This is a genomic window from Rheinheimera sp., from assembly GCF_036782235.1.
Lineage (GTDB): Bacteria > Pseudomonadota > Gammaproteobacteria > Enterobacterales > Alteromonadaceae > Pararheinheimera.
In genome coordinates this window covers 1-22799 of sequence record NZ_DAIPZL010000012.1, presented here as the reverse complement: position 1 = coordinate 22799, position 22799 = coordinate 1, and the positions used below count along the sequence as shown (strand labels likewise).

20 protein-coding genes and 2 pseudogenes are annotated in these 22799 nt (G+C 49.5%); 9 read left to right on the top strand and 13 right to left on the bottom strand.

Going from position 1 to position 22799, the window contains the following annotated elements:
- Positions 1-71 precede the first annotated feature (71 nt).
- From V7P87_RS12935 to V7P87_RS12915, 6 genes and pseudogenes are all read left to right on the top strand, one after another.
- On the top strand, positions 72-929 hold the full coding sequence (locus V7P87_RS12935) for an SDR family oxidoreductase (RefSeq protein WP_333797801.1): 858 nt from the start codon (positions 72-74) through the stop codon (positions 927-929).
- 85 nt (positions 930-1014) lie between these two features.
- A complete protein-coding gene (locus V7P87_RS12930) occupies positions 1015-2001 on the top strand; it encodes an AraC family transcriptional regulator (RefSeq protein WP_333797800.1) in 987 nt (328 codons plus the stop codon).
- Positions 1998-2624, top strand: coding sequence for a class I SAM-dependent methyltransferase (locus V7P87_RS12925; protein ID WP_333797799.1), 627 nt, complete (start codon positions 1998-2000; stop codon positions 2622-2624). The genes V7P87_RS12930 and V7P87_RS12925 overlap by 4 nt, the downstream gene beginning before the upstream one ends.
- Before the next feature lie 161 nt (positions 2625-2785).
- Positions 2786-3892: pseudogene (locus tag V7P87_RS16745) on the top strand (PAS domain-containing protein); the annotation flags it as partial.
- 342 nt (positions 3893-4234) lie between these two features.
- Positions 4235-4486 (top strand): annotated as a pseudogene (locus V7P87_RS16740) (methyl-accepting chemotaxis protein); the annotation flags it as partial.
- A 220-nt stretch (positions 4487-4706) separates the two neighbouring features.
- The gene (locus V7P87_RS12915) at positions 4707-5984 is read left to right on the top strand and encodes an acetyl-CoA hydrolase/transferase family protein (RefSeq protein ID WP_333797797.1); all 1278 of its coding nucleotides are present in this window, start codon (positions 4707-4709) and stop codon (positions 5982-5984) included.
- Positions 5985-6103: 119 nt separating this feature from the next.
- Here V7P87_RS12915 and V7P87_RS12910 read toward each other — a convergent pair whose 3' ends face one another.
- From V7P87_RS12910 to V7P87_RS12900, 3 genes are read right to left on the bottom strand one after another with little or no spacing between them, the layout of a single operon-like run.
- Positions 6104-8101, bottom strand: coding sequence for a phytase (locus tag V7P87_RS12910; RefSeq protein WP_333797796.1), 1998 nt, complete (start codon positions 8099-8101; stop codon positions 6104-6106).
- 51 nt (positions 8102-8152) lie between these two features.
- Positions 8153-9658, bottom strand: coding sequence for a metallophosphoesterase family protein (locus V7P87_RS12905; RefSeq protein ID WP_333797795.1), 1506 nt, complete (start codon positions 9656-9658; stop codon positions 8153-8155).
- Between the two features lie 9 nt (positions 9659-9667).
- Entirely contained in the window at positions 9668-12421 is a 2754-nt protein-coding gene (locus tag V7P87_RS12900; protein ID WP_333797794.1) for a TonB-dependent receptor, read from the bottom strand.
- Positions 12422-12630: 209 nt separating this feature from the next.
- Between V7P87_RS12900 and V7P87_RS12895 the strand changes: the two genes are divergently transcribed.
- Positions 12631-13566: a GGDEF domain-containing protein gene (locus tag V7P87_RS12895; RefSeq protein ID WP_333797793.1), complete on the top strand. Its 936-nt coding sequence runs from the start codon at positions 12631-12633 to the stop codon at positions 13564-13566.
- Positions 13563-14582, top strand: a complete 1020-nt coding sequence (locus V7P87_RS12890) for a helix-turn-helix domain-containing protein (protein WP_333797792.1) — start codon at positions 13563-13565, stop codon at positions 14580-14582. Before V7P87_RS12895 ends, V7P87_RS12890 begins: the two co-directional genes overlap by 4 nt.
- A 191-nt stretch (positions 14583-14773) precedes the next feature.
- Here V7P87_RS12890 and V7P87_RS12885 read toward each other — a convergent pair whose 3' ends face one another.
- Entirely contained in the window at positions 14774-15010 is a 237-nt protein-coding gene (locus V7P87_RS12885) for a Rho-binding antiterminator (RefSeq protein ID WP_333797791.1), read from the bottom strand.
- A gap of 407 nt (positions 15011-15417) precedes the next feature.
- Here V7P87_RS12885 and V7P87_RS12880 point away from each other — a divergent pair, with 407 nt between their 5' ends.
- Complete coding sequence (locus V7P87_RS12880) at positions 15418-16374, top strand: hypothetical protein (RefSeq protein ID WP_333797790.1); 957 nt, start codon at positions 15418-15420, stop codon at positions 16372-16374.
- A 250-nt stretch (positions 16375-16624) separates the two neighbouring features.
- On the opposite strand, the gene V7P87_RS12875 is transcribed toward V7P87_RS12880, so the two are convergent.
- The 9 genes from V7P87_RS12875 to V7P87_RS12840 form a co-directional block, all read right to left on the bottom strand.
- The gene (locus tag V7P87_RS12875) at positions 16625-17344 is read right to left on the bottom strand and encodes a hypothetical protein (RefSeq protein ID WP_333797789.1); all 720 of its coding nucleotides are present in this window, start codon (positions 17342-17344) and stop codon (positions 16625-16627) included.
- Positions 17345-17722: 378 nt separating this feature from the next.
- A complete protein-coding gene (locus V7P87_RS12870; RefSeq protein WP_333797788.1) occupies positions 17723-18097 on the bottom strand; it encodes a VOC family protein in 375 nt (124 codons plus the stop codon).
- Positions 18094-18522, bottom strand: coding sequence for a GFA family protein (locus tag V7P87_RS12865; RefSeq protein WP_333797787.1), 429 nt, complete (start codon positions 18520-18522; stop codon positions 18094-18096). Before V7P87_RS12865 ends, V7P87_RS12870 begins: the two co-directional genes overlap by 4 nt.
- A gap of 42 nt (positions 18523-18564) precedes the next feature.
- Positions 18565-18951: a YkvA family protein gene (locus V7P87_RS12860; protein WP_333797786.1), complete on the bottom strand. Its 387-nt coding sequence runs from the start codon at positions 18949-18951 to the stop codon at positions 18565-18567.
- 79 nt (positions 18952-19030) lie between these two features.
- Entirely contained in the window at positions 19031-19474 is a 444-nt protein-coding gene (locus V7P87_RS12855) for a hypothetical protein (protein ID WP_333797785.1), read from the bottom strand.
- Positions 19475-19514: 40 nt separating this feature from the next.
- Positions 19515-20153 carry a DUF4386 family protein gene (locus tag V7P87_RS12850; protein ID WP_333797784.1) on the bottom strand — a complete coding sequence of 213 codons (639 nt, stop codon included), beginning with the start codon at positions 20151-20153 and terminating at the stop codon, positions 19515-19517.
- Between the two features lie 133 nt (positions 20154-20286).
- Positions 20287-20685 carry a GFA family protein gene (locus tag V7P87_RS16735; RefSeq protein WP_442967973.1) on the bottom strand — a complete coding sequence of 133 codons (399 nt, stop codon included), beginning with the start codon at positions 20683-20685 and terminating at the stop codon, positions 20287-20289.
- 135 nt (positions 20686-20820) lie between these two features.
- Positions 20821-21903: a c-type cytochrome gene (locus tag V7P87_RS12845; protein WP_333797783.1), complete on the bottom strand. Its 1083-nt coding sequence runs from the start codon at positions 21901-21903 to the stop codon at positions 20821-20823.
- A 294-nt stretch (positions 21904-22197) separates the two neighbouring features.
- On the bottom strand, positions 22198-22799 hold a 602-nt coding region (locus V7P87_RS12840), incomplete at its 5' end, for a YybH family protein (RefSeq protein ID WP_333797782.1).

Below are 22799 nucleotides of genomic sequence, written 5' to 3'. Positions count from 1 at the left end.
TTACTGGCCAAACAAAATGCTGCAGGCCATGATTTGGTTTTATGCCAAAGGGCCACATCACAGGACACCGCATGCATCCCCCACAAAAAGTCGCACTGATCACAGGCGCTGGCTCCGGCATAGGCCGGGCTTTGGCGCTTGAACTGCAAACACACAACTTTCTGGTGTATGTCACTGTCAGACGCGACAGTCAGCTTTTTGAGCTTGCAGCCCTTGGCTTAAAACCGCTGTTGTTGGATGTGAATGATCCACAGGCGCTGGACCTTGCCATACAACAGCTGGAACAACACACAAAAAGGCTGGATGTATTAATTAATAACGCTGGTTATGGCGCTATGGGGCCGGTGCTGGATTTTAGCAACGCTGAGCTTTGCCAACAATTTCAGACCAATGTGTTTAGTGTGATCGAGCTCACCCGCCGCTCTTTGCCGTTATTGGCCAAAACCGGCGGCACTGTGGTGAATATCGGCAGTGTGTCGGCTGATTTTGTTACCCCTTTTGCCGGTATTTATTGTGCATCCAAAGCCGCTTTGCATGCGGTGAATACCGCGCTTCGGCTCGAACTGGCGCCTTTTGGTATTCACACTGTGCTGGTGCAGCCGGGCGCTATCGCCTCTGCTTTTGGCGACACCGCCAGCAAGCATGCCGGTAAGCTGCTGTCAGCACAGTCGCCCTGGTGGCCACTGCGTGCCGGCATTGCCAAAAGAGCGGCAGCATCCCAACAAAAACCAACACCGGCCGCCCTTTTTGCTAAAAAAGTGGTGGCCAAACTGCTGCAAAGCCGGCCACCACGGCTTATCCGCGCCGGTTACGGCAGTTGGGCGCTGCCGTTTCTGGCCAAATTTTTGCCGGTTCCCCTGTTGGATCTGTTATTGCGCCGACAATTTTTATTACCCAAAGATGGCAGCATGAAGCTTAAATCCGATTAAAAACAGCATTTTTGGTCAGGACAAGGCCGGTATAGTTGCGTTAGGCTGCATCGATACAACTTCCACACCAGAGCAAGCAGTACAGATGCGGCACTTTCTTCAGCTTGGTAAAGTATTGCACTATATCGACACACAGCTGGCGCTTGATACGGCCAATCCAGCCCCGTCATCCGCACAAAACCAGGGAGCTCAGTCCTTTGATGTGTTGTCGGTGGACGCGCTGTCGGTCGATAGGTTAAGTGCAGTGGCCTGCTGGTCAAAATTTCATTTTCAGCGCCAGTTTCAGCAACATTGTGGTTTAACAGTACAAAGTTACATCAGGTTACGCCGATTGCTGCGCGCCTCCAGCCAGCTGGCGTTTCGCGACAACACTCTGAGTGATATCAGTGCCATAAGCGGTTATCAGAACAGCGAGTCATTCAGCCGCGCTTTTGCCGCACTGATGGCACAAAGCCCCACTGAATTCCGGCAAAACCCCGACTGGCAACAATGGCAGGCGCAGCAACAAAAACTGAGTGCCCCCCACCACATCAGCAGGAGCATCACAATGCCAGCCAAACCCGACATTGTTGAGTTTTTATCTACCCCTGTCATTGAATTAAAGCACCTGGGCAGCCCGGCACTGCTGGGGCAGAGTATCCGCCGTTTTATTGAGTTTCGTAAAAACAATCAGCTGCCGCCCAGCCGCTTTGCCACCTTTAATTTTTTATACACAGACCCGGCCAACAGCGCCGACGAAGATTTTTGTTTTGGTCTGGCCCTGGCTGTGCCTGCAGCCGTCGCCGCCAGCCTGAGTCTGCCGGACGGTTTTCACCTTGGGCAAATCCCGACACTGCGCTGCGCCAGACTCAGCTTTGTCGGTGATGATCATCAGCTGGAGGCTTTGGTCAGTTATTTGTATCGGGATTGGCTGCCGCAGTCGGGTGAACAACTGGCTGATTTTCCGATTTTTGTTCAGCGAAAAACATTTTTCCCGGAAGTGGCAGCCCATCTGGCAGAAAATGATATTTATCTGCCGCTGCAACCAGCTGCAGCTAAAAACCAGCATTCAGTAAAGGAACAGCAAGGATGAGCAGCGATACCAGCAATAAACAACAGCACTGGGAACAGGTGTATCAGCAAAAACAGCCGGAGCAGGTCAGCTGGTATCAAAGCCAGCCTGGTTGGTCTTTGCAGCTGATTAAACAACATGCCAGCCCCGACGCCAGCCTGATAGATGTCGGCAGTGGTGCGACCGGCCTGATTGGCGATTTACTGGCCCTTGGTTATCACCAGCTAACAGTGCTGGATATCTCAGCCGCAGCACTCAAAGTGAATCAACAGCGTCTTGGCAACCAAGCTTCATTGGTGCATTGGCTGGTGGCCGATATCATCCAAGCACAGCTACCGGCCCAGGCTTATGATCTGTGGCATGACAGGGCTGTGTTTCATTTCCTGACTGAAAAACCGGACCGCGAAGCTTATGTCAAAAACCTGAAACACAGCCTGAAAACCGGGGGTTATCTGCTGATCTCCTGTTTTAGTGAACAAGGGCCGGAAAAATGCAGTGGTTTGCCGGTGGTGCGTTATAACGCACAAAGTCTGGCGGCAGAATTTGGCGAGGCTTTTGTGCTGAAACAACAGCATAACGAGCTGCATGCCACCCCTTTTGGCACCAGTCAGGCGTTTTTGTATTTGCTGCTGCAAAAAGTCTGAGTTGCCGTTACCGGCTTCACCGCACATAGCAAAAGCCGGCAGCAAATCACTGCAGTTAAACTCTTATTATTCCTTGGTTTTTTCGTCATTGCCGATGGAAAAAGCACAAAGGCCTGACTACGCTTTGCTCCAGACCTATTTAAGAGACAAAGGAGCAGTTGATGTTCAGTTTTCAGGCCAAATCCAAAGCCGACGATATTATCAGCGCCATTGATCAAACCCAGGCCGTGATCCAGTTTGCGCTCGACGGCAGCATAGAACAGGCCAACACCAATTTTTTGCAGTTAATGGGTTATCAACTGGCGGAAGTGCTGGGTAAACATCACCGCATTTTTGTTGAAGAAAAAGAAGCCCGCTCGGCGGCTTATCAGAATTTCTGGGACGAATTACGCCGTGGCAAACCTCAAACCGCTGAATTTAAAAGGATCACCAAAAGCGGCCAGTCGGTGTGGATCCAGGCCTCTTACACACCCATTCTGCATAAAGGCAAAGTGGTACGTATTATCAAATTTGCCAGTGATATCACAGCCCAGGTACTAAGCCGCGCCAATCTAGAATCACAGCTCGCCGCTATTCACCGTGCCCAGGCCGTGATTGAGTTTGATGTAAAGGGCCATATTCTGACTGCCAATGAAAATTTTTTGCGGCTGATGGGTTATCAGCTGCCAGAAATTGTCGGTCAACACCACCGTATTTTTGTGGAAAATCAGGAAGCACAAAGCCAGGCTTATCAGCAATTCTGGGCGCAGTTGCGCCAGGGCCAATACCAGACCGCCGAGTATAAAAGGCTCACCAAACAAGGTCAGCCGGTGTGGATCCACGCCACCTACAACCCCATTCAGGCACCGGATGGCACAGTGTTGAAAATAGTGAAGTTTGCCAACGACATCACCAAAGATGTGCTGCAAAAACAAGAATTTAAGCTGCTGTCGATGGTAGCAAACGAAACCGACAACGCGGTGATCATCTCAAGTGCAGAACGCAAGATTCAGTATGTAAATAAAGGTTTTAGCCGGATGACCGGTTATCAGCTTGCAGAGATGTTAGGCCATAGCGCCTGCGACGTGCTGGTGGGTCCCAACACAGACCCCGACACCAAAAACCGCATTGAAGCTGAGCTTGCTGCTCCCAACCCTTTTTATGATGAAATTGAAATTCACCGCCGAGACGGCAGCGCCTTGTGGATTTCTGTCACCAGCAACCCGGTGCTGGACGAACAAGGCAAACATCAGAGTTATATTGCGATTCTGGCCGACATCACCAAAGTCAAAACCGCAGCGCTGGAATTTAAAACCCGCTTTGACACCATCAGCCAGACCAACCTGCTGCTGGAATGGCACATCAGTGGTGAACTTTGTGAGCTTAATAACTTTCCTGAAAACGTGCTGAAAATTTCCAACGAACTGTTTCGCAGCCAGCTGCAGCCCTGGCAGTTTTATCTGACGCCTGAGCAGCAACAACAGCTGCAACAAGGCCGGAGTGTCAGCAAAGAGCTGGTGCTGACCCCGGGCAACCAGACTGTGGTGGTTGCCGCAACCTTTAGCGCCATCAAAGACCCTTATGGCAAAATTCAGAAAGTATTTTTATACGGCGCCGATATCACCCGCCGCCAGCAAGTGGTGCAGCACAGCGAAAGTATGATGTCGGCACTGATGAACTCGGGCCAGAGTATTAACAATATGGTGTCGAGCATTAACGCCATTGCCGACCAAACCAATTTACTGGCACTAAATGCTGCGATAGAAGCTGCGCGCGCCGGTGACGCCGGCCGCGGTTTTTCGGTGGTGGCCGATGAAGTACGGCATTTGGCGTCCAAAGCCGGTGCTTCCGCCGGCGAAATTAATTCCGTCGTCAGCCAGAATCAAACGCTGTTGCGCAGCCTGGCTGATACTTTAGGCAAACTGAATCAGCAACAGCATTAACAGCACAAGGGCTGCCACGTTGGCAGCCCTTGGTTTTATTGATCCCCGTCAGGGTAACACCATCACAAAACAGTTAGGCTGAAGCTTCTGATGTGATTGGTTGACGTTATTGGCTGATGCTATTTGCTGTGATGAACTGCATCCTTTATCGAGAATTCTTATGAAATATCAAAGCCCGGAACAAGCCCTTGCCCTGATTCAGGATGGTGAAACTTTATGGTGCCATTCCATGGCCGCTACCCCTTATGCCATGCTGAACGCGCTGGCCAGGGTAGCAATGGAAAAACGCGATTTAACCTTACTCAGCCTGCACACTGAACATAGCCAGGCTTTGTGCGCCGCTGAATTACAGGGCCACTTACGCCAGCGGGTGTTTTTTGTCGGTAGCCCCACCCGCCCTGCGGTGCAATGTGGTTTGGCCGATTATGTGCCGGCTTTTTTATCAGAAATTCCGAAAATGTTCCGAAGTGGCGAGCAGCCAGTCGACACCGCTATTGTTCAGGTATCACCACCGGACAAACATGGGTTATGCAGTTTAGGTATTTCGGTAGAAGCGACCCGAGCCGCTATGCAGGCTGCGAAAAAAATCATCGCACAAATTAACCCCAAAATGCCGCGTACCCATGGTGACTCTTTTGTGCATCTGGCGGATTTTGACGCTTATGTTGAGCTGGAAAGCGAGATTCCGCTGCATTTACCGGCAGAGCAAGACCCAATCACAGCGCAGATTGGCCGTAATGTGGCGAGCTTAGTGCGAGATGGCGACTGCTTGCAAATGGGCATAGGCGCTATTCCGGATGCAACTTTAGCTTGCCTTGGCGACCGGCAGAACCTCGGTATTCACACCGAAATGTTTTCTGACGGTGTGTTGCCGCTGCTGGCCAAAGGGGTGTTTAGCAACCGCAATAAACGCAAACACCCGGGCAAAATAGTCACGACTTTTGCCATGGGCAGTCAGGCTTTGTACGACTTTGTCGACGACAACCCGGAAGTAGTGTTTTTAGATGTGGCTTACACCAACGACACCAGTGTGATTCGGCAAAACCCGCAGGTGATGGCCATTAACAGCGCTTTGCAGGTGGATTTATCCGGTCAGGTCTGTGCGGACTCCTTAGGCACCAAAATTTACTCAGGTGTTGGCGGCCAGATGGATTTTGTCCGTGGTGCCGCTTTATCTGAAGGCGGCCGTGCCGTCATCGCCCTGCCCGCCACAGCAGCAGGCGGCACAGTGTCCCGTATCAGCTCATTATTAGCACCAGGCGCCGGAGTCGTCACCACCCGTGCTCATGTGCATTATGTGGTCACCGAATATGGCGTGGCTAACCTGCGCGCCAGAAGTTTGACCGAACGTGCTAAAGCGCTGATCAACATCGCTGCCCCACAGTTCCGGGAACAATTGGCCAGAGATGCTTACAAGGATTGGGGTTTATTGGTGTAACCCCACAGCCCTGTTCTGTGTTGCGGCCCGTATTAAGCGGCAGCAACACAAAACGGAGGAGTTCAGGTTTCAACTGAAGGTTTCAACTGAAGCTTTCAACTGCAGGTTAGCTCTAAAGCTTATTGCCCGGCGCTTGTTTTTGGCAATAAATCCAACACGGCGTGCCAGGGCACATACTTCAGATTCTGGCCTTGCTCCGGCATCCGGTTACGACCGTCCTGCACTATTAACGCGCCTTGTTCAAAACCCGGGCCTAAACTGCGTACTGTTAAATCCAGACCATCGGTTTCCGAGCTGCCATCGATGCCAAGCTCTGGATTGGTGGTGACGCGAAACTTCAAGAGTTGGCGGTATGGTGCAACCCCCTGATACAGCACATAACTGTCATCGCCCTGGCTGGATGCCAATAAATACGGGGTATCACCAGGCGCAAAGGCTAAACCTTCCACATCCGCTACCAATTCTTTGCCATCCACCAGCAGAATTTGCTCACCAGTCACAGGCGCATCGGCGGCAGCGTCAAAACGCCAGATGCCGCTGTCTTCTTCACCGACAAACAGCTGCTGGCCTTTGTCATCGGCAACACAACCTTCTGGCTGACCTTTGACCTGCAAACTCCGTACTTTTTGCCCGCTCCAGTTTTGGCCGTCACTGTGCAACTGATATTGCTCCACCAAACCGGATTTATCATTCACAAACACATAAATTTGCGCTGCAGTTGGCTGAAACATACAAAGGCCATAAATCTGCTGCATTGCCGTTGGAATTTGCCCGGCGGTTTTGACGGTGCCGTCAGCTGCAATGGCAAACAGCTGCAAACTGTTGTTATTGCGCAGGCTGGCCACAGCAACGTCATGCGGTTTGCCCTGCCAGCGCAGACCATAACGCAGGTCCACATTGTTTAACCGCCCGACTGCCAACTGCTGCAATCGTTTGCCTGTGAGGTCATACACATCCAGGCCATTTCTTTTATCTGTGGCAAGAATACGGCTGAGCTCTGGTTTACTGGCATGGTGCCAAATTGCCGGATCGTCAATCACATCACCCCGCGGCAAAGCGGCCTGACTTTGGGCTATAGGCTGCACTTGCAATATTGGCTTAGCCGCCTGCTGCATTGTTGTGGCCACACCGGCCGCAGGCAATATCCATTGCTGTACTGGCGCCACATCTTCGCTGGTGACAAAAACTTGTGTGGTATCAGCAGCATGCAGCAGCGACATTGCTGCCACCGCCTCTGCGCCCAGCTGCCAGCTTTGTACCGCTGTATTTTTGTCCGCGTTGTCATCTGCGCTGGAGCTCACGGCAATCCGCAGCAACCGCGCCGGTTGCTCTTCCAGCGCCAGCAATGTGCTGTCTGGCAATACCGACAGCGCCACTATTTCAGCATGAATAGCGCCAAATGGCTGTGTTACCTGCACTAATTCGCGGCCTTCATCGGCTTCAGGTTCAGCCTGATAACGCCAGATGGCATTAGGTTCACTGACATACAAATTGCCCTTGTTGGCATCCACGGCGCAGGCTTTGCTGTCATAAGGCACCGCCAGCTCGCGGATCACCACAGGTTGTTGTAGCCAGTTGCCGCCTTGTTGTAATAACAGCTGATCAGCCCCACCCCGGCCTCCCAGTAAAAATATCGAGAGTTGCTGGTTGGAGCTGCTTTGGTAAAAACATAAATCCTCGACCACCCTGCTGTTGATCACTTGCTGCAATTGCGGTTGCAACTGGCCGTTTTGCCAGCGCCATAAATGCAGGCTTTGTGTATCCGCCTCCATAGCCGCCAGCAGCAAACTGCCATCGGCCAACGCCTGGCTGGTGAGGCGTACAAAATTGCCGCTTGCAGTTGCCAGAGGCTGAGTATTGGCAAGACCTGCAGCCAGCACTGTTAAACCTTGTTTATCCAATACAAATTGCAGTTGTTGCCCTGCTACTTCAGCCTGCACCAGATGATGCGCTGCAATGCTTAACTTGCTTGCTGAAGCTAAAGGTGCTGCTACAGTCGCAGCTGCATTTTTAGCAGCTTCGGATTTAAACTTTGGGCTGCTATTGACCGGAGATTGCGGCGCACCACAAGCCACTAACAGGCTGGAGATGGCGGCGGTTAACATCATTTTTTTCATGTTTTATTCCAAATTCTTAATAGCCAGGCTGAGCTTCAGCCGTTAGCCAACTCAGCGGTTGGCCTTTGCTGCCAAACCAAAATCATCACCTTGCCAGCATTTTTTCTCAGCTTTGCGGGCCATGTCCGGATTGCCACAACGCCGTGCTGGTAATAGTTTGCTGGTGTCGGTTTCCAGCAGCTGTTTGCTGCCATCCGGCTGACGTTGTAATGCAAAACTGTCATACAACTGGCCACTCACGGTAAATGACTGATAAGTCAGTTCATTTTCCTGAAAATCCAGCAGCTGGAATAACTGGGTGTCTTCGGCCACTTTTTGCATAGTCCGGCGTGCTCCATCTGCCACCAGATACATTTTTGGCCCGGCCACAGACACGAGGTACACAGTGCCGGCCTGTTCGCTGCCTGTTCCGGCTTTGTTCAGGCCTGGTGCCAGCTGACGGCCATACACATGGTCATGGCCTTGCAGTGCTAAATCGACACCATATTTTTCGAATAACGGCTGCCAGTATTGCCTAAGCCTTGGGTTATCGCGGCCCTGGGATACCGAAAACATTGGATGGTGATAACTGACCACAGTCCAGCGTTGTGGGTTTTGTGACAGCACCTGCTCCAGCCACTGGGCCTGCAACTTCGCCATGGCTTCGTTTTCCAAAGCTTCGGTAGAATTGAGCACAATAAAACGCACGCCCTGGTAGTCGGTAAAATACACAGTGTCGCGCAGCGGTTCTGGCCCATTGGAAGCAGCACCAAACTGGGCACCAAATTGCAGATTAAACTGCGGCGCCAACACCCGTTTTTCCTGTGGTGTGTCTTCGTTCAGCTTCAGATATTCATGATTACCTGCTGCTATCAACTGATTGACCATGCCGGCTTGCCAGCCGGCGGCGTCAAACCACTCACCCCATTCGTTATCCAGCACGCCATAACGCGAGTTCACCAAATCTCCGGCATGGATCATCAAAGCTGCATCCGGCGCTTTGAGCAAAGCAGCACGCGCCACTCTGGAAAAATGTGACTTCAGCGAATTTTGCGCATCACCAAAATAAAGGGCGCGAAAAGGTGCAAAGCTGGTTTTGGCGGTGCGAAATTGCAGCCATTCACTCCAGGTGCCAAGCCCCTGCACTCGATAGGCATATAGCGTGTCGGGCTGCAGATCGGTGAAGGTCAACTGATGATGCACGCTTACCCCATTATCGGTCTGCACCTGGCGGCTGGTGGCGTTAAAACGCCTGGCCTGCAGATGTAAACCAGGGCCATCACCGGCAGGGGTTATTTCTGCCAGCAGCGGCGGGCTTTTGTCACCAGCCGCAGCCTGGTGAACCAGCGTTGTGGTGCGCCAGTTCACCCGCTGCGACAGCGCCGGCGTTGCTGTGGGCAGCAAAATAACCCGGTCGGGAAATACGGTGCTTTGATACCGGCTCACTCCGGCAGGCACCAGCGTATTGCCTTGTGCCTGAGCAGTGTCGTTGGCCGGGTTGGTGCTGGCGGCCAACACGCCGCCAGCCAGGCTCAGCACCAACAACGCCATGCTGTGCCTTAGGTTGAATATGCGCATCGAAGCCCCTTACCAGTTGGTGATCTGCACGCCCAGCACAAAGGTGCGGCCGTAAGTTTCATACTGGAAGTTGGCGTTTTTACGGCCGGTATAAGCGTAATAAGGCTCGTCGTTCAGATTCACCACATTAAAATACAGCTGCACACCGCTGTTAATTTTGTATTTGCTGCTGAAATCGAGTTGCAGATGGTCGTCGGCGTAAACGTCATAAGCGCTGTCGCTAATATCACCCACTTCGGCCAGATACTTCGACTTATAGTTAGCCGCCAGGCGCACACTTAATAAATCACTTTCATAACCCAAAGCCAGGTTGGCGGTACGGTCTGACTGGCTCGGCAACGGCGTGCGGCGTTGTTGCCATTGCTCATCATCCAGCCAATCCAGCTCAGCGTCAGAACCGGTGATGGTCAGGTTGGCGGAAATTAATAACTGATCCAGCCAGTTCCCAAAACCCGACACCTGATGTACAGCGTTTAACTCCAGGCCGTACAAGCTGGCGTCAGCGCCATTGATAAAGGTTTCTGCTTTGGCAAATGCTTCATAACCCGGTTGACCGGCCAAATCGGCTTCATAAATAAAGTTGCTGATTTGTTTATAAAACACCATGCCGGACAACACGCCCAGCTCGTCGGCATAATGCTCAAAGCCCAGGTCGTAGTTGGTGGATCGCAAAGCTTTTAACGCCGGGTTACCAAAACTTGCTTCCAAATCGCCGTCATCTTCTTCCAGCAAATAAGCTGGCGCCAGTTGCTGAAAGTTCGGCCGCACCAAACCAGTGCTGACAGCGGCCCGCACAATGCTTTGCTCTGACAGGTTGTAACGGCCAATCAGCGCCGGTAACCAATCTCCTTCACTGGTTTTCAGCTGGTTCTGGCTGAAGATCTCAGTGGTGTCGTCATAACGCACACCACGCGCATCCCGCTGCTCGTGTTCATAACGTACACCGCCAATCAGCTGCCACTGTTCGCGCTCCCACTGCGCCATCAGATAGGCAGCCGATAAATCTTCATCCACCTGAAAGTTATTAATTTGCGATTCAACGTCATCAACAAAATCACTGCGATCCAGGCTATTCACCAGCGCATAAATTTTTGCCGGATCAATGGCCAAACCCATTTGGCCCAAACCATAGTCGACGTTACCCGCGGCATAATCAGCAAGGCTCAGCTTGCTGACGCCCTCGTCCGCTAAATCTTTAAAAGCCCAGACCTGCTCGTCTGCCATTTTTTCACGCTGGCTGACTTTAAAACCGGTTTTTAACTGCAACACGCCGTTTGGCTGAATAATTTCACGGCTTAAATCAAATCTGGCGTTCTGCTCGGTTTCTTTAGTAAAAGTGTCGCCCATTTCCACTTCATCCAGCTCGTAACCTTCTGCCAGATAAGCATCATTGGGTGCTGTTAAGTTAATTTGTTGCCCGCCGCTAAAACCAATGCCAGCGTCAAAATCCTGGGCAAAGTCGGCGGCGGCAATATTAAAGGGGGTATCTTCATCGGCTTTACTGGTGCCGGCTTCTAACAACCATTCCCAGTTGCCCACCAGTTGTTTGGTACCCAGCACCAGCGCGTTAATCGTTTGGGCTTCATCCCGTTGTTTTAACGAACGGATCAGCGTTGCTTCACCGCTGTTGCCAGCCTGCAGCGGGTCTGCCAACTCCACAATCAAACCCTGTCGCTGTTCGGCATCGGTAAAACTGCTGTATAAAGTACGCAGGTAGTATTCGTGATTGTTGCCTGGGCGATAATCCAGGTTCAGCGCCACGCCAATACGCTCACGGCTGATTTGATAATCACGCAGTTCAAATTCTTCTAAACCTTCATCAAAATCCCAGTTACCACCGGTTTCCACGTTGTCAGAGCCAAATTTGCGTTTGGCGTAACTACCAGCCAGCGCAATACCCAACACATCAGTTTCACCGGCCGCGTCCAGAATTGTGCTGTAAACCCCTGAAACTTTTGGGCTATGAGCGCTTACCAGCTGGTTGTAGCCGTTTTCGCCGGTGAAGGAATAAAAGTCACTGCTGCGATCAAAAGCCGACAAACTTTTAATTTCTACTGTGCCGCCTAAAGAACCGGCTGGCATATCCGGGCTCAGGGTTTTGTTTACTTCCACCGATTCAAGTAAATCAGATGGGATCACATCCAGCGCAACTGCCCTGCGCCCGGCTTCAGGTGCCGCCAGCTGAGTGCCGTTGTAAGTGACGGCATTATAATCCGGTGCTAAACCCCGCACCCGCACAAAACGGCCTTCGCCCTGGTCGCGCTCCACCGACAAACCGGCCAGGCGCTGCAAAGCTTCACTGACATTGCTGTCCGGGAACTGGCCAAGCTCATCTGTGCTGGCCACTGTTACAATGCCACCGGCATTACGTTGCCGGTTTAACGCTTTACTGACTGCGCCCGACTGGCCTGTTACTTCAATATGCTCCAGCTGATTGCTAATGGCCGTTAACTTAATGTCGGCTAACTGCAGCGGTTGATCTGTCACAGTAAAAGGCACTGTGGTTGGTGCTGCACCTAAATATTTCACTACTAAGTTATATTGACCTGCGGCTAATTTCGGAAACACAAAACGGCCATCCGCTGTAGTGGCACGTTTCAGTTGCAACTGTGGAATACTGACCTCGGCGCCGGCCAGCAACTGCTGACGGCTGTCGACAATACGGCCACTGACCTGAGCGTCTGCCAATGCCGGCGCTGCCAAACCAAGCGCCACTGCACAACTCAAGGCCAAACGGGCCTGTTTAAATCTGAAATTGTTCATAACATCCTGCCGGAATTAAAAATTGACCGGCGCTATTGTCAAAAAACTGTATGACAAAAAATCAACCAAAAAGCGGTTTGTCTGAGCCTTGCTGACCCGGGTCTGTTTAGCTCAGGTTGATGCCAGCCCGGTCATGAATCGGTCATCAATCAGTCATACAAGCAGCCGAAGATAAACAAAAAATGCACTACGAAATAACGGGATAAATGATGTGGCGGCAACATCTGGATAAACTGGCGGGCGCTGCGCTGCTGTTAATAACGGCCATGTTATTGGCATGGCAGCTGGGTGACATTAAAACCGGTGTGCGTATAGATTGGTGGGATTGTCTGGGTGAAATCACTACGCTGATTGTTGCGACCGGCTGGTTGTGTCTGATTGTCAGCAGCAGGCCGCGGGGCCCTGTCACCAACTGGTTGTTTAGCGGCAGCTTTTTGCTGGTGTTTTCTTATAGCCTGGATCTATTGGATGAAATCATCAGTTACCCTGACAACATCCGGCTGATGAGCTGGCTGGAGTCTTTTCCGGCGCCTGTTGGCATGTTGTTATTAACTTTTGGCCTGATTGGCTGGCACCGCGAACAACTGGCTATTAACCGCCAATTGCAAAGCCGTGAGCTGTTTTTGCGCGACCATCAGCTGATTGACCCGCTGACTCAGCTGTACGGCCCGGCTTATTTGTTGGCGGTATTAAAACGCGAACTGAATGTTCATCAACAAACAGCGCAGCCGCTGTCGTTATTGATGCTGGATTTGGCCGGTTTTTCCCAGTACAACAAAGGGCACGGCATTGCAGCCGGCGACACCTTTTTAATGCAATTCAGTGAATTGTTGACCCACCAACTCAGGCAACAAGATTTAATTTGCCGTTTTGCCGGCGATTGTTTTGTCGCGGTTTTACCACAAAGCACCACAGCTACAGCCACAGTACTGCAGCAACATATAGCGCAGCAACTGCAACAATGGCTGCCAGAAGCACAAATTCAGCTCACCGCTATCACCGTGACGCTTGGCGAACTTGGTGAACGCAGTGAGCAGGCTCAGCAGTGGCCAGACGCTGACACGCTGCTACGCAGTGCCAATCACATGCTACTGGCAGCAAAAAACCAGAACCACAACACAGATCAAGTTTTGTTCCACAGATGAGCAACACGCCTTTTGGCTATCAGGACAAAATTTTATTAACCCGGGTGCAGGTGACGGACTTGCTGCACCTGGCGGCCCGCCGTGGTGTGGCGCCAGACAAGTTATTGTCGGGTACCGCAATTTTTCAGAGTGACTTACACAAACCACAACACCGCATCCACAGCAGCGCCTGGCTGAAATTTATTCAGCAGTGCCAGCAACTGCCAAGCCCGGAACTGCCCTTTTTAACTGCCAGCGCTTTATTGCAAAATACCGAGATTCCACTTTGCAGCCTGCTACAACACGCCGGCAACTTACAACAAGCCCTGAAATACCTGCTGTATTTTCGCCACCAGCTGGCGCCTTATTTATTTGTCCGGCTGCAACAACACCCTGGCCACCTCAGTATTGAGTTGCGGCCAGCCATTGGATTGGGTGCACAGCAACAGTTTGTTTGTGAAATCTGGCTGTCGTTGATATTGCAGCTGATAAAACAACAACTTGGCAGCACAGCAGGCTGTAAGGTTTATCTGCGCTGGCCTGCCCCCAAAACCGCCACTGCTTATCAGGCTTTGTGGCCTGCTGAAGTGTTTTATCAACAAGACTGCACTGCAATTCAGATTGATAAAGGCTGCTGGTTACAAAGGTTTAAAAACGCTGAACCCGTTCAATTTAACCGTGCCTTACAAAACTGCCGCCAGCAAAATTTATTATTGGCAAAACAGCCCGGTGTACTGGAATTTGCCTGGCGCAAACTCAGCAAAAGTTTGCCGGTTTTGTTAAAACAAGAGCAGCTGGCCCAAGAGTTTGGCATCAGTGTTAGTGCGCTTAAGAGGTTATTACAACAACATCAAAGCAGCTATAGCCAGTTACTGGATGAAGTTCGTAATCAGCTGGCACTGAGCTTGTTAAACCAACAGGATTTGTCGAACCGGCAACTGGCGCTGCGGTTGGGATATTCCGACGAACATAATTTCCGTCGTGCTTTTAAACGCTGGACAGGTGCTATTCCCAGTGCTTTCCGTTTGTTGTCTTAAACAAAAACAGCAAAGTGTTGTAGTAGCGCTGTGCCAGCAGCCGCATCCCTGAGTCATCCGCTTGCTGCTCACTATGAAGACAACAGTCAGGTTTTTATTGAAAACCATCTGAACAACATCAGACCACAACAATGACGACAGCCTATTGCTGCCAGATACAAGGGGCTGTGCTGCCGGTGATAGGTCAGATATTAAAAAGTAAGTTTTTGAAAATGCGGGTTCTGCACCAGCACTTCGATACTGGCAATGTTATCCAGCGGGATCAGCTGGTCTGGTTCTGCCAGCAGCATAGATTCCTGCTGCGCTGCGTTTCGCCTGGTATCCAGCGCTCTGCCCTGCACTATATCGCCGGATTTTAATGTTAACTTCAGCGGATAACGGTACATACAGGCAATTTCAATGTAATCGTGCTGTTCACAGGACATCATCTGCAGTGGCCTTCTCTCTGATGGTGGCTTTAGCTTATTGTAGAACGAAAATGTGCAGGCTTTGCATGGCAGGCTCGCTCTGTACCCAAACGATAAAGGTTGCCCTAGCCTCAGACTTTGAGTCTAAACGAATTGCCCTTTCTATCGCGTGATGAAGCCCGGCACTTTATTGGACAAAATCAGCACAGATCTCGTTTGCCACAACAGTACTGCTTCTTAATTATTGGACTAATGCCGACAGCAACTTCCACAGAGAATGTCTTCATGATGCTGAAATTAAACATCAAAAATGCAGTTTCTCATTGTTGTGTTTTCAAACTTACATATTCGTCAGATGCCTGCCCTTGATCGGGCAACACTGGTATTTAATAAAGTTTAAAATTACATAGACTGAATCAGGCAGATTATTGGTTTTGGTTGCCACAGTCTTTACACCGTACACAGTACCATTTGACTTTAGACGAAATATAGGAGAGATTTGCAACCGTAAATTCACAAATGCGAATACAACTCAAGTGAAAAAATCACACCTTACTTTCATTTTTGCTGCCTTTTTGGTGGCATGCTCAAGTAGTGGTAATAAAAAACTATTAAACTCAGTGTCAATTCAAAGCGCAGCTATCAACATTGTCGAAATCGACTACAGCAAACTCAAAGATATTAATGTTGATTTGGAGAGTTTGGGTTATAACGGCGACAGCATTGCGTTTTCAATGCAACAAGCCCAAGTAAACGCAGCGCAAAGTGCAGGAGCAGCTGGCGCTGGCGCAGGTTTTGTAGGAGCCCTTATTGGTGGTGCCATAGTGCAAAACGCTGCAGTTTCTGCTGCAGTGAAAGAAAAGAACGAGCGGGTACCGCAGCTACTGGCAAAAATGCGTGCGCTGGATTATCAAAAGTTGTGGCAGAGCTCACAGTTTGCTATCCAAAAGGACGCCAAAGGCAGCAACGTAAGCGGTTTAAAAATGATGCTCAGCCCTAAAGTATCATTAACTGCAGATTATCAATCGTTTTTGATCACTGTCGAGGTCGATATACGGGAAGGAGATAAATCTAAATATCGCAACTATTTTTATCTGCAATCCAGTCAAATCATCGACTTAAAACAAGGTTTGCCATCTTTAGAGCAAAAAAACTCAGAGTGGATAGCTGGTGTTTTACAAAAAACAATGCAAGTGCTGCCACAGCTGATTGAACTCGATATTGCAAAAGGTCGTGACGCAACAGCAAACACAGCTATTCGATTTGAAAATCAGATGGGACAATACTACGAGCATGGTGCCCTGTTACAAAAACACCCGACGCATCTGACATTTAAAACATTGCGTGGTGAAGTCAAACATTTGCCTTACGAACGGTTGTTATGAAATCGCGGAGAAACTAGCTTTTCATTCAGTTGTCAGACAAAGCCCCCGAATCGGGGTTTTGTTGTTTTGCAACGTCCAACATAAGACAGTCGGTGTCATAGCACAATCAACCACCGTAACATTCAAATAGATGAATAGCACAGCAAGATTCGTTAGAGCTTCTCACGCGGCAGAGTTTTCAGAAAGTGCCAATAGTCGTCCATCAAACAAAACGGCGGGAGTGAACCCCCGCCTCCGACTCGATCAGCGATTAATTCGGATTGGCTGCGACCTTATTATTGGTAGCTGCAGTATGGGACAATTCGGCTTCGATTAATTTACTTAATTCATTAACACTGTTGTACAGACTGGACGTCAGGTTAGGATAGTTAGCTTCGTCCCAAGGTGCCGGAATTGTTTTCGAAGAAGAAATATATCTGTACCATTTCAGCTCATTGGTTTTTGCATCAATCAGCTGAATTTGAACACCCGAAACAGCTGTAGGTTCCGAGGTTGGAACAGGCCCGTAATAGGAGCGGGTTGTACCAAAATGACCAGGCAAGATCAACAAAACATAATTTGCAGAAGAGTTGCCGGTGAGCGCCGCCAAGTCATTTACATTTTTGCCATTTTTAGGTGCTTTTATTTTGTCTACCGTTTTCCGATCCAAGATATTAGGAGCGTAACTAATACTTATATTATGTTTTTTCAGATTGGATTCAATAGTGCTGTACACACGGTCAAATTCACTGAATGTTAGCGCTTTTAAATGCCTGTCCAGGCCAGAGTTTGCAGCTGAAATGATACCGTAATCCAAAAGCCCAACGCTGCCAGTGTATTGCGTTTCAGCAGGTTTTAATTCGCTTTTCACAATAACAATGGATTTGTTTTCTAAACCCGCGCTTTGAAATTTTACATCTTGTTGAACTGCAGCACAGCCAGTCAATACCAACAGGGTAAAGGCGGATGCCATATAACGAAGTAAATTCACAGATATTCTCCTTAGTGTTTTTTTAGTTCCATTAGCGTATTGCCAACACCATAATGTAACAATAATTGACAATATGTAGCAAATTAGTACCTGATTTTTTTGTGTATCTGATGGATGGGGAACCATGTCCTTCGCCCGGCATATCGGCCAGAGCGGGAAATTCAGCAGGCTGCAGCCGATACTTTGCATCATCAGTGTCATCCCGGATCACAATAGCGCTGGTGCTGAACGACCACACAAAGAATGTAAAAAACAGCAATTGCCGCGTCAGTGTTTCCTTACAACATCCGGTAAAAAAACCGGCAATAGTTTTATTCCTAAACAGACCGCAGTGCAGGCTGCCGCATCTTGTGAGCAGCAGTCTGGGCTGAAGCCCAACTAATCACGTTTTTCTTCCATCAGCCCCAGCAGATTACCGTCGGGGTCGCGCAAAAAACCTAGCCAGAGTTGATGATCCGGCATTTGAGCCGCCAACTGCGGCGCTCGCTCATTCTGTGCGCCCTTTGCTACCAAAGCGGCATGGGTCGCTTCAATGGCAGCAACTTTAAAATACAGCACAGAGTTGGCACCAACAGCGCCGGCGCCCTGCGGTGTGCTTAACATCAGCCTTACCCCATCTGCATTGAGAAAAGCCAGATGTGGACCTGCCCGGAACAAAAAATCCAGCCCCAGTAAATCACGATAAAAAGCCAGCGCCAAGTCAATATCACTGACGGTAATAGCTATCTGGCCAATAGTCGCTAACTTTGTCATGGCTGCCTTCCTGCGTCGTGGTGCCTGTCTGCCGGATGATTCACCCCATCATAGGTTGGTATATCCGGTATTTTTAGCGGGTTAATACCCTCAAGGCAGGCCACATTAAAGCCATACTCTGTTGGGTTTGACCTGCGCTGATGGTGAGTGTAAATACCACAAAGGCTACAAAAATAATGCCTGGCTGTGTTGGTATTAAATTGATACAACCGCAGCACATTTTCGCCTGTTAAAATTTTGATGCCAGAGAGCGGCACCGAAGCAACGATAGCCCCCCGCCTTCTGCAGAGTGAACAGTCACAACGGCGAACATCCTGCAAAGCATCCGGCAAATAAAGTTCAAACTGTACTGCACCACAATGACAGGACGCCTTGTGCCGCAGCTGGATAGGCACACCGTCAACTGCGGTTAAATGTAACGCCATCCCAGCCTCCTGTGAGGGCTCAGACCAGGCTGAGCAACAAAGTTAATCACCAACAGCCGCCACAAACCAATACAGCAGGCCAAGGGCACACAATAGCCAAAGCAGCACAATAACCGCTGCCGCCACAGGGCTGCTGGGCCGCTGCACCAGCTGCTGCGCTTTGGCTCTGCTGCTTTCAATCACCTCGGCTGGGGTCAATTTAATCACCAGAAAAATGCCCAAAGGCAGCAAAACCAGGTCGTCGAGATAACCCAATACCGGAATAAAATCCGGAATAAGGTCAATAGGACTCAGCGCATAAGCCGCCACCGCAAGCGCCAAAAGCCGCACCAAGAGCGGCGTTCTGTTATCCCGCGCCGCAAAATAAACCGTCAGCACATCACGTTTTATATTGTGAGCTGCCTGTTGCAGCCGCTGTTTTATCCGCATCACAAGCTACCGCTTTGTTGGGGTTATGCAGGCACTGGTTCATCTCTGGTCAAAGCTGGAATACCCGGCTTTAACAGCTTTAAAGCACAAGCTGCATCGCCAGATAAGTCAGCGCCAGGGATAACAAAATAAACAATATATTCAGCAAAGCCCGTACCGGCCAGGCCAAAAAACCGTAACTCAGCGCATATTTATTGGAAACAATCACCAGCGCGCCCATGCAACCAAACCAGGGCGTAAAAAACAGTACAGGTTTCCAGTGCACCAGTGCAACGGCCAGATCATGCAGCGCACCACTGACTAAAAAGGTAGTGAATACCGCCAGCCGCATCGGCACCAAGGCACTGAGCGGTCGCATAATATTGCGCGACAAATAATAACCCCAGATCGGGTTCCAGTAATGCCAAAACACCGGAAAAGATGGCGCGCCAAAAGAGCGTAACAACATATTGCGCATCGAGCCTTTAGCACCCAACGGCACACCATTTCTCTTTTTTACATACTGTGACAATGTACTTTGCATACCCAATCCCTGGCCTGATAGCCGCTTGTTTGTCTGGGGGTCAGCTTTTACGCAGCAGCACTAAACCTAACCAGAAAAACCACAAAATCTGGCTCAGACCAAATAGTTCGGTGAAAATATCAGCCGGATAAAGTGTTAAAATTCCAGCACACCCCACTACAAAACCCAGATAATTCAAAGCTTTCGGCAGCTTATTGCTCTGAAGCGCCGCTATGCTTAAGAACAACACCCAAAGGCCACCGACAATTTCATTGCCACCGCCCAGGCCCTCCACCACAGTGTTCACAGCCAGCCACACCGCCTTCGCCTGCTCTGGTTCTGTGCTGGCCAGCCCAACCACCTGATTTAAGCCGATATTGGCGATCATGCCGCTTGCAATCACCAGCCCAACCCAAAGCACACCAAATAAAGTGGCCAATTGCATCAGTGCGGGCGCGTTGTCTTTTAACCGCTGATACAAAGCCAACACCAGCACCGCCAGCAACAAGCCAAACACCACATAACCCAGCAGATTCGCCACAGACAACATCAGCTGATGCTCAGCTAAAAATGCCAGTTTTTGCGCCATGCCGGCGTTGGCGGGTAAATCATAAACAACGGCATAAAACACAAACATCAGCAGATAAATCACTGATTGGCAAAGCGATGATAGCCCGCCGGATTTTTGCAGAGGATTCATTGTTTCTCCGATTTTATGTGAAAAGCAGGCTATTGCCGCCCTGATGCGGCACCGGCGAATCAACACCTTTATTCAGCGCGGAACCACAGGCCGGATTTGAACCTTTACCAACAACTGAATCGCCACCAATAAACTACCCACTTATTTGCCAGTTTGATGGAAAATTCACCCACTGGCATTTTTGTGAATTATTTAACGAATGTGTTGGTTGAAGAACGTCCGATGCCACAAAACAGCCACCAGCAACACCGATTAAATGAGTCATTGTGGATATATACCAAAACAGCGTAGTCCCACACTGAGCACAAAAATGACGATTCTGTTCGTGGCTTAGCTCTTTATGCCAGAGATTATAAACTTTTGTTTCGCCTGTTATTTTTACGACGGACTCAGTTTTGAAATACATCGAAATACCAAATGCACTGCCGGTTCGAAGCTTGCAGTTTGTACAATTACAAACTGAGTTCATTACAGGGGTTTCTGAAACAGTTATCGATACTTGCTTACAACAGCATGTGGCTTCCAGAGTCACAAAATCTTCCTTTGCATATAACGCCCAAATTTAGCGCGGAAAGTCGCGCAGCGGGTTGAAGTTGCAGTAAGCACCTTTTGCTGGCGATAAAATTTGATTCTAATGCTCCCGCTACACAATGATGACAAGGTACTTTTAGTGAATGGCCTGACTAACCTTTGCCTTACCTGCAACAACAGGTAATCCCATCTCAATCCATTTGATAATACCTTCATCAATCACGCCGGTATTTTTGTACCCTAAACTTCGGAGATGATTGATCACTGAATCTGAAGCGGCGTGAGGACAGGCGCAATAGGCAATAATCCAGGTGCCATCATTGGGTAAGTTTTCGGCAATTTTGGATTTGTCTCTGTAATACGGCATAGGAACCGCACCGGGAATATGAATACGTTGCCAGGCAGAGCCCGGCCGGGTATCCAGAATAATCATTTTTTTGTGTTCTTTTAATGCTTGTTCAACTTCGTGAGCTGGCACATACCGGCCTTCTCTTAAACTAAATTGTGGCGCTTCACTGTTGGGGTTCAGCACATACTCAGCGGGGCTCGGCCAGGGTGCGAGTTCTGGCGGTTGTGGGCTCCAGCCCGACGCCTGACTTCTCAGATAAGCAACAACATCATTGATTTCTTCATCCTTGAGAATTCCGGCAAAACTTTTCATCGGAGTGCCGTCTCTGCCATTGACGATAGCGTGTTTTAAATAGCTGTCTGTTGCGCTCGATAAGAATAATTGGTCTGCTAACGCAGTGCCGGTAATACCTTGGCCTTTGTCTCCATGGCAAGTTGCACAGTTTTTAGCATACAGCGCTTTGCCCTTCTCAGCCTGTCCGGCGATTGGCGCCTGATCTAAATCTAACGGAGAAATCTGCTCTTTCTGTGCCAGCCATCTGATCAATAAAATAATGTCTGACTCTGTCAGAGGGCCGCCTGCGTCTTTGATATACCCATCCATGGCAGAATTCACTCGCCCGAAAGCAATGGAGTCAAACATCAGCTGAGGGAATGCGGTGCTCAGCATCGACTTTGAACGTAAAGATGGCGCATGGTCTGCCTTGTAACCCTCCCGCTGCGCGCCATGACATAAAGAACAATATCTTTGGTACATAGCATCCGCTGTTGCCATCTCCACTTGATTTAACGGTGATAACAGATCAGCCCGGCATGGCGCATTGAAGCTCAAGACGACAACAGCAAAAATGGCCAACAAAATTCTATTCATACACATAAATCCTTTTAAAATTTTAGTTTATCGAAAGTTGCAAAAGTCTCTCAGGGCTTACAACCTTGCCAGCAACAACGTCATAAGCATTTTGATATAGCTTTTCCTCATCAGTATTAGCCCGAGGAATAAAACACAAAATGGCGTTGATTAAACGAACACCAATACTATTCAGCGCTTTTCATTCCAGTTGCTTGCCCATTTTGTGAATCCGTAGTTCATTTTGATGCTTAACGCCTGAGTTCACAGGCGTCATCGGGTCAAACGTCCTGTGCAACAATTTGTTAGGCAACACTACTTGATCTCGATGCCAGCCATGCGGGCGAAAGCAGGAAAATCTAAGCTGGTGTTGTGATCGTGAACTATGCGCCATTGACCATCTTGTAACTCAAAAACATAGGTAAGCCATGTTTCAACAGGCTTGTCTTCTGGCTTAGTGCGATATTGATATTTCACTAAAGCCATTGCTACGTCTTCTCCAACGACCTTATGGACAACAGAACCTTCCCATATCCAATTTTGATCTTGGAACCATTGTTTATGTATGGCAATTGTTTCCTCAGGGGTTGTAAATGCATGCCCGTTTTGAACAATGGTGTAGAGCGTTTTTTTGTTAGTGAGATGAGCCTTAAATGCTTCTAAATCCCGGTTATTGATGGCATCAAAATGCGCTTGTATTGCAGCGTCAAAATCGGGTTTCACCGGTTTTTCCTCGTTACATGAAGTAAGAATTCCACACGCAATTATCAGAGTGGCGATTGTTAGTATTTTGCCCATTCGATAATTCCTTGAGTTTATGGCGGTTTCATGTCTTACGTGTTGCCTAACGCCGCCAACACGGGCGAGCAACTTGTTGCGAGTCCAGCGCCGCAGGCGCGGTGTGCTGGCGTTTGTTA

What these genes read in the sequence shown, in the direction of transcription:
- V7P87_RS12935 (WP_333797801.1), top strand. Translation starts at nt 72, where the DNA reads ATGCATCCCCCACAAAAAGTCGCACTGATCACAGGCGCTGGCTCCGGC.
- V7P87_RS12930 (WP_333797800.1), top strand. Translation starts at nt 1,015, where the DNA reads ATGCGGCACTTTCTTCAGCTTGGTAAAGTATTGCACTATATCGACACA.
- V7P87_RS12925 (WP_333797799.1), top strand. Translation starts at nt 1,998, where the DNA reads ATGAGCAGCGATACCAGCAATAAACAACAGCACTGGGAACAGGTGTAT.
- V7P87_RS12915 (WP_333797797.1), top strand. Translation starts at nt 4,707, where the DNA reads ATGAAATATCAAAGCCCGGAACAAGCCCTTGCCCTGATTCAGGATGGT.
- V7P87_RS12910 (WP_333797796.1), bottom strand. Translation starts at nt 8,101, where the DNA reads ATGAAAAAAATGATGTTAACCGCCGCCATCTCCAGCCTGTTAGTGGCT.
- V7P87_RS12905 (WP_333797795.1), bottom strand. Translation starts at nt 9,658, where the DNA reads ATGCGCATATTCAACCTAAGGCACAGCATGGCGTTGTTGGTGCTGAGC.
- V7P87_RS12900 (WP_333797794.1), bottom strand. Translation starts at nt 12,421, where the DNA reads ATGAACAATTTCAGATTTAAACAGGCCCGTTTGGCCTTGAGTTGTGCA.
- V7P87_RS12895 (WP_333797793.1), top strand. Translation starts at nt 12,631, where the DNA reads ATGTGGCGGCAACATCTGGATAAACTGGCGGGCGCTGCGCTGCTGTTA.
- V7P87_RS12890 (WP_333797792.1), top strand. Translation starts at nt 13,563, where the DNA reads ATGAGCAACACGCCTTTTGGCTATCAGGACAAAATTTTATTAACCCGG.
- V7P87_RS12885 (WP_333797791.1), bottom strand. Translation starts at nt 15,010, where the DNA reads ATGATGTCCTGTGAACAGCACGATTACATTGAAATTGCCTGTATGTAC.
- V7P87_RS12870 (WP_333797788.1), bottom strand. Translation starts at nt 18,097, where the DNA reads ATGACAAAGTTAGCGACTATTGGCCAGATAGCTATTACCGTCAGTGAT.
- V7P87_RS12865 (WP_333797787.1), bottom strand. Translation starts at nt 18,522, where the DNA reads ATGGCGTTACATTTAACCGCAGTTGACGGTGTGCCTATCCAGCTGCGG.
- V7P87_RS12860 (WP_333797786.1), bottom strand. Translation starts at nt 18,951, where the DNA reads ATGCGGATAAAACAGCGGCTGCAACAGGCAGCTCACAATATAAAACGT.
- V7P87_RS12855 (WP_333797785.1), bottom strand. Translation starts at nt 19,474, where the DNA reads ATGCAAAGTACATTGTCACAGTATGTAAAAAAGAGAAATGGTGTGCCG.
- V7P87_RS12850 (WP_333797784.1), bottom strand. Translation starts at nt 20,153, where the DNA reads ATGAATCCTCTGCAAAAATCCGGCGGGCTATCATCGCTTTGCCAATCA.
- V7P87_RS12845 (WP_333797783.1), bottom strand. Translation starts at nt 21,903, where the DNA reads ATGAATAGAATTTTGTTGGCCATTTTTGCTGTTGTCGTCTTGAGCTTC.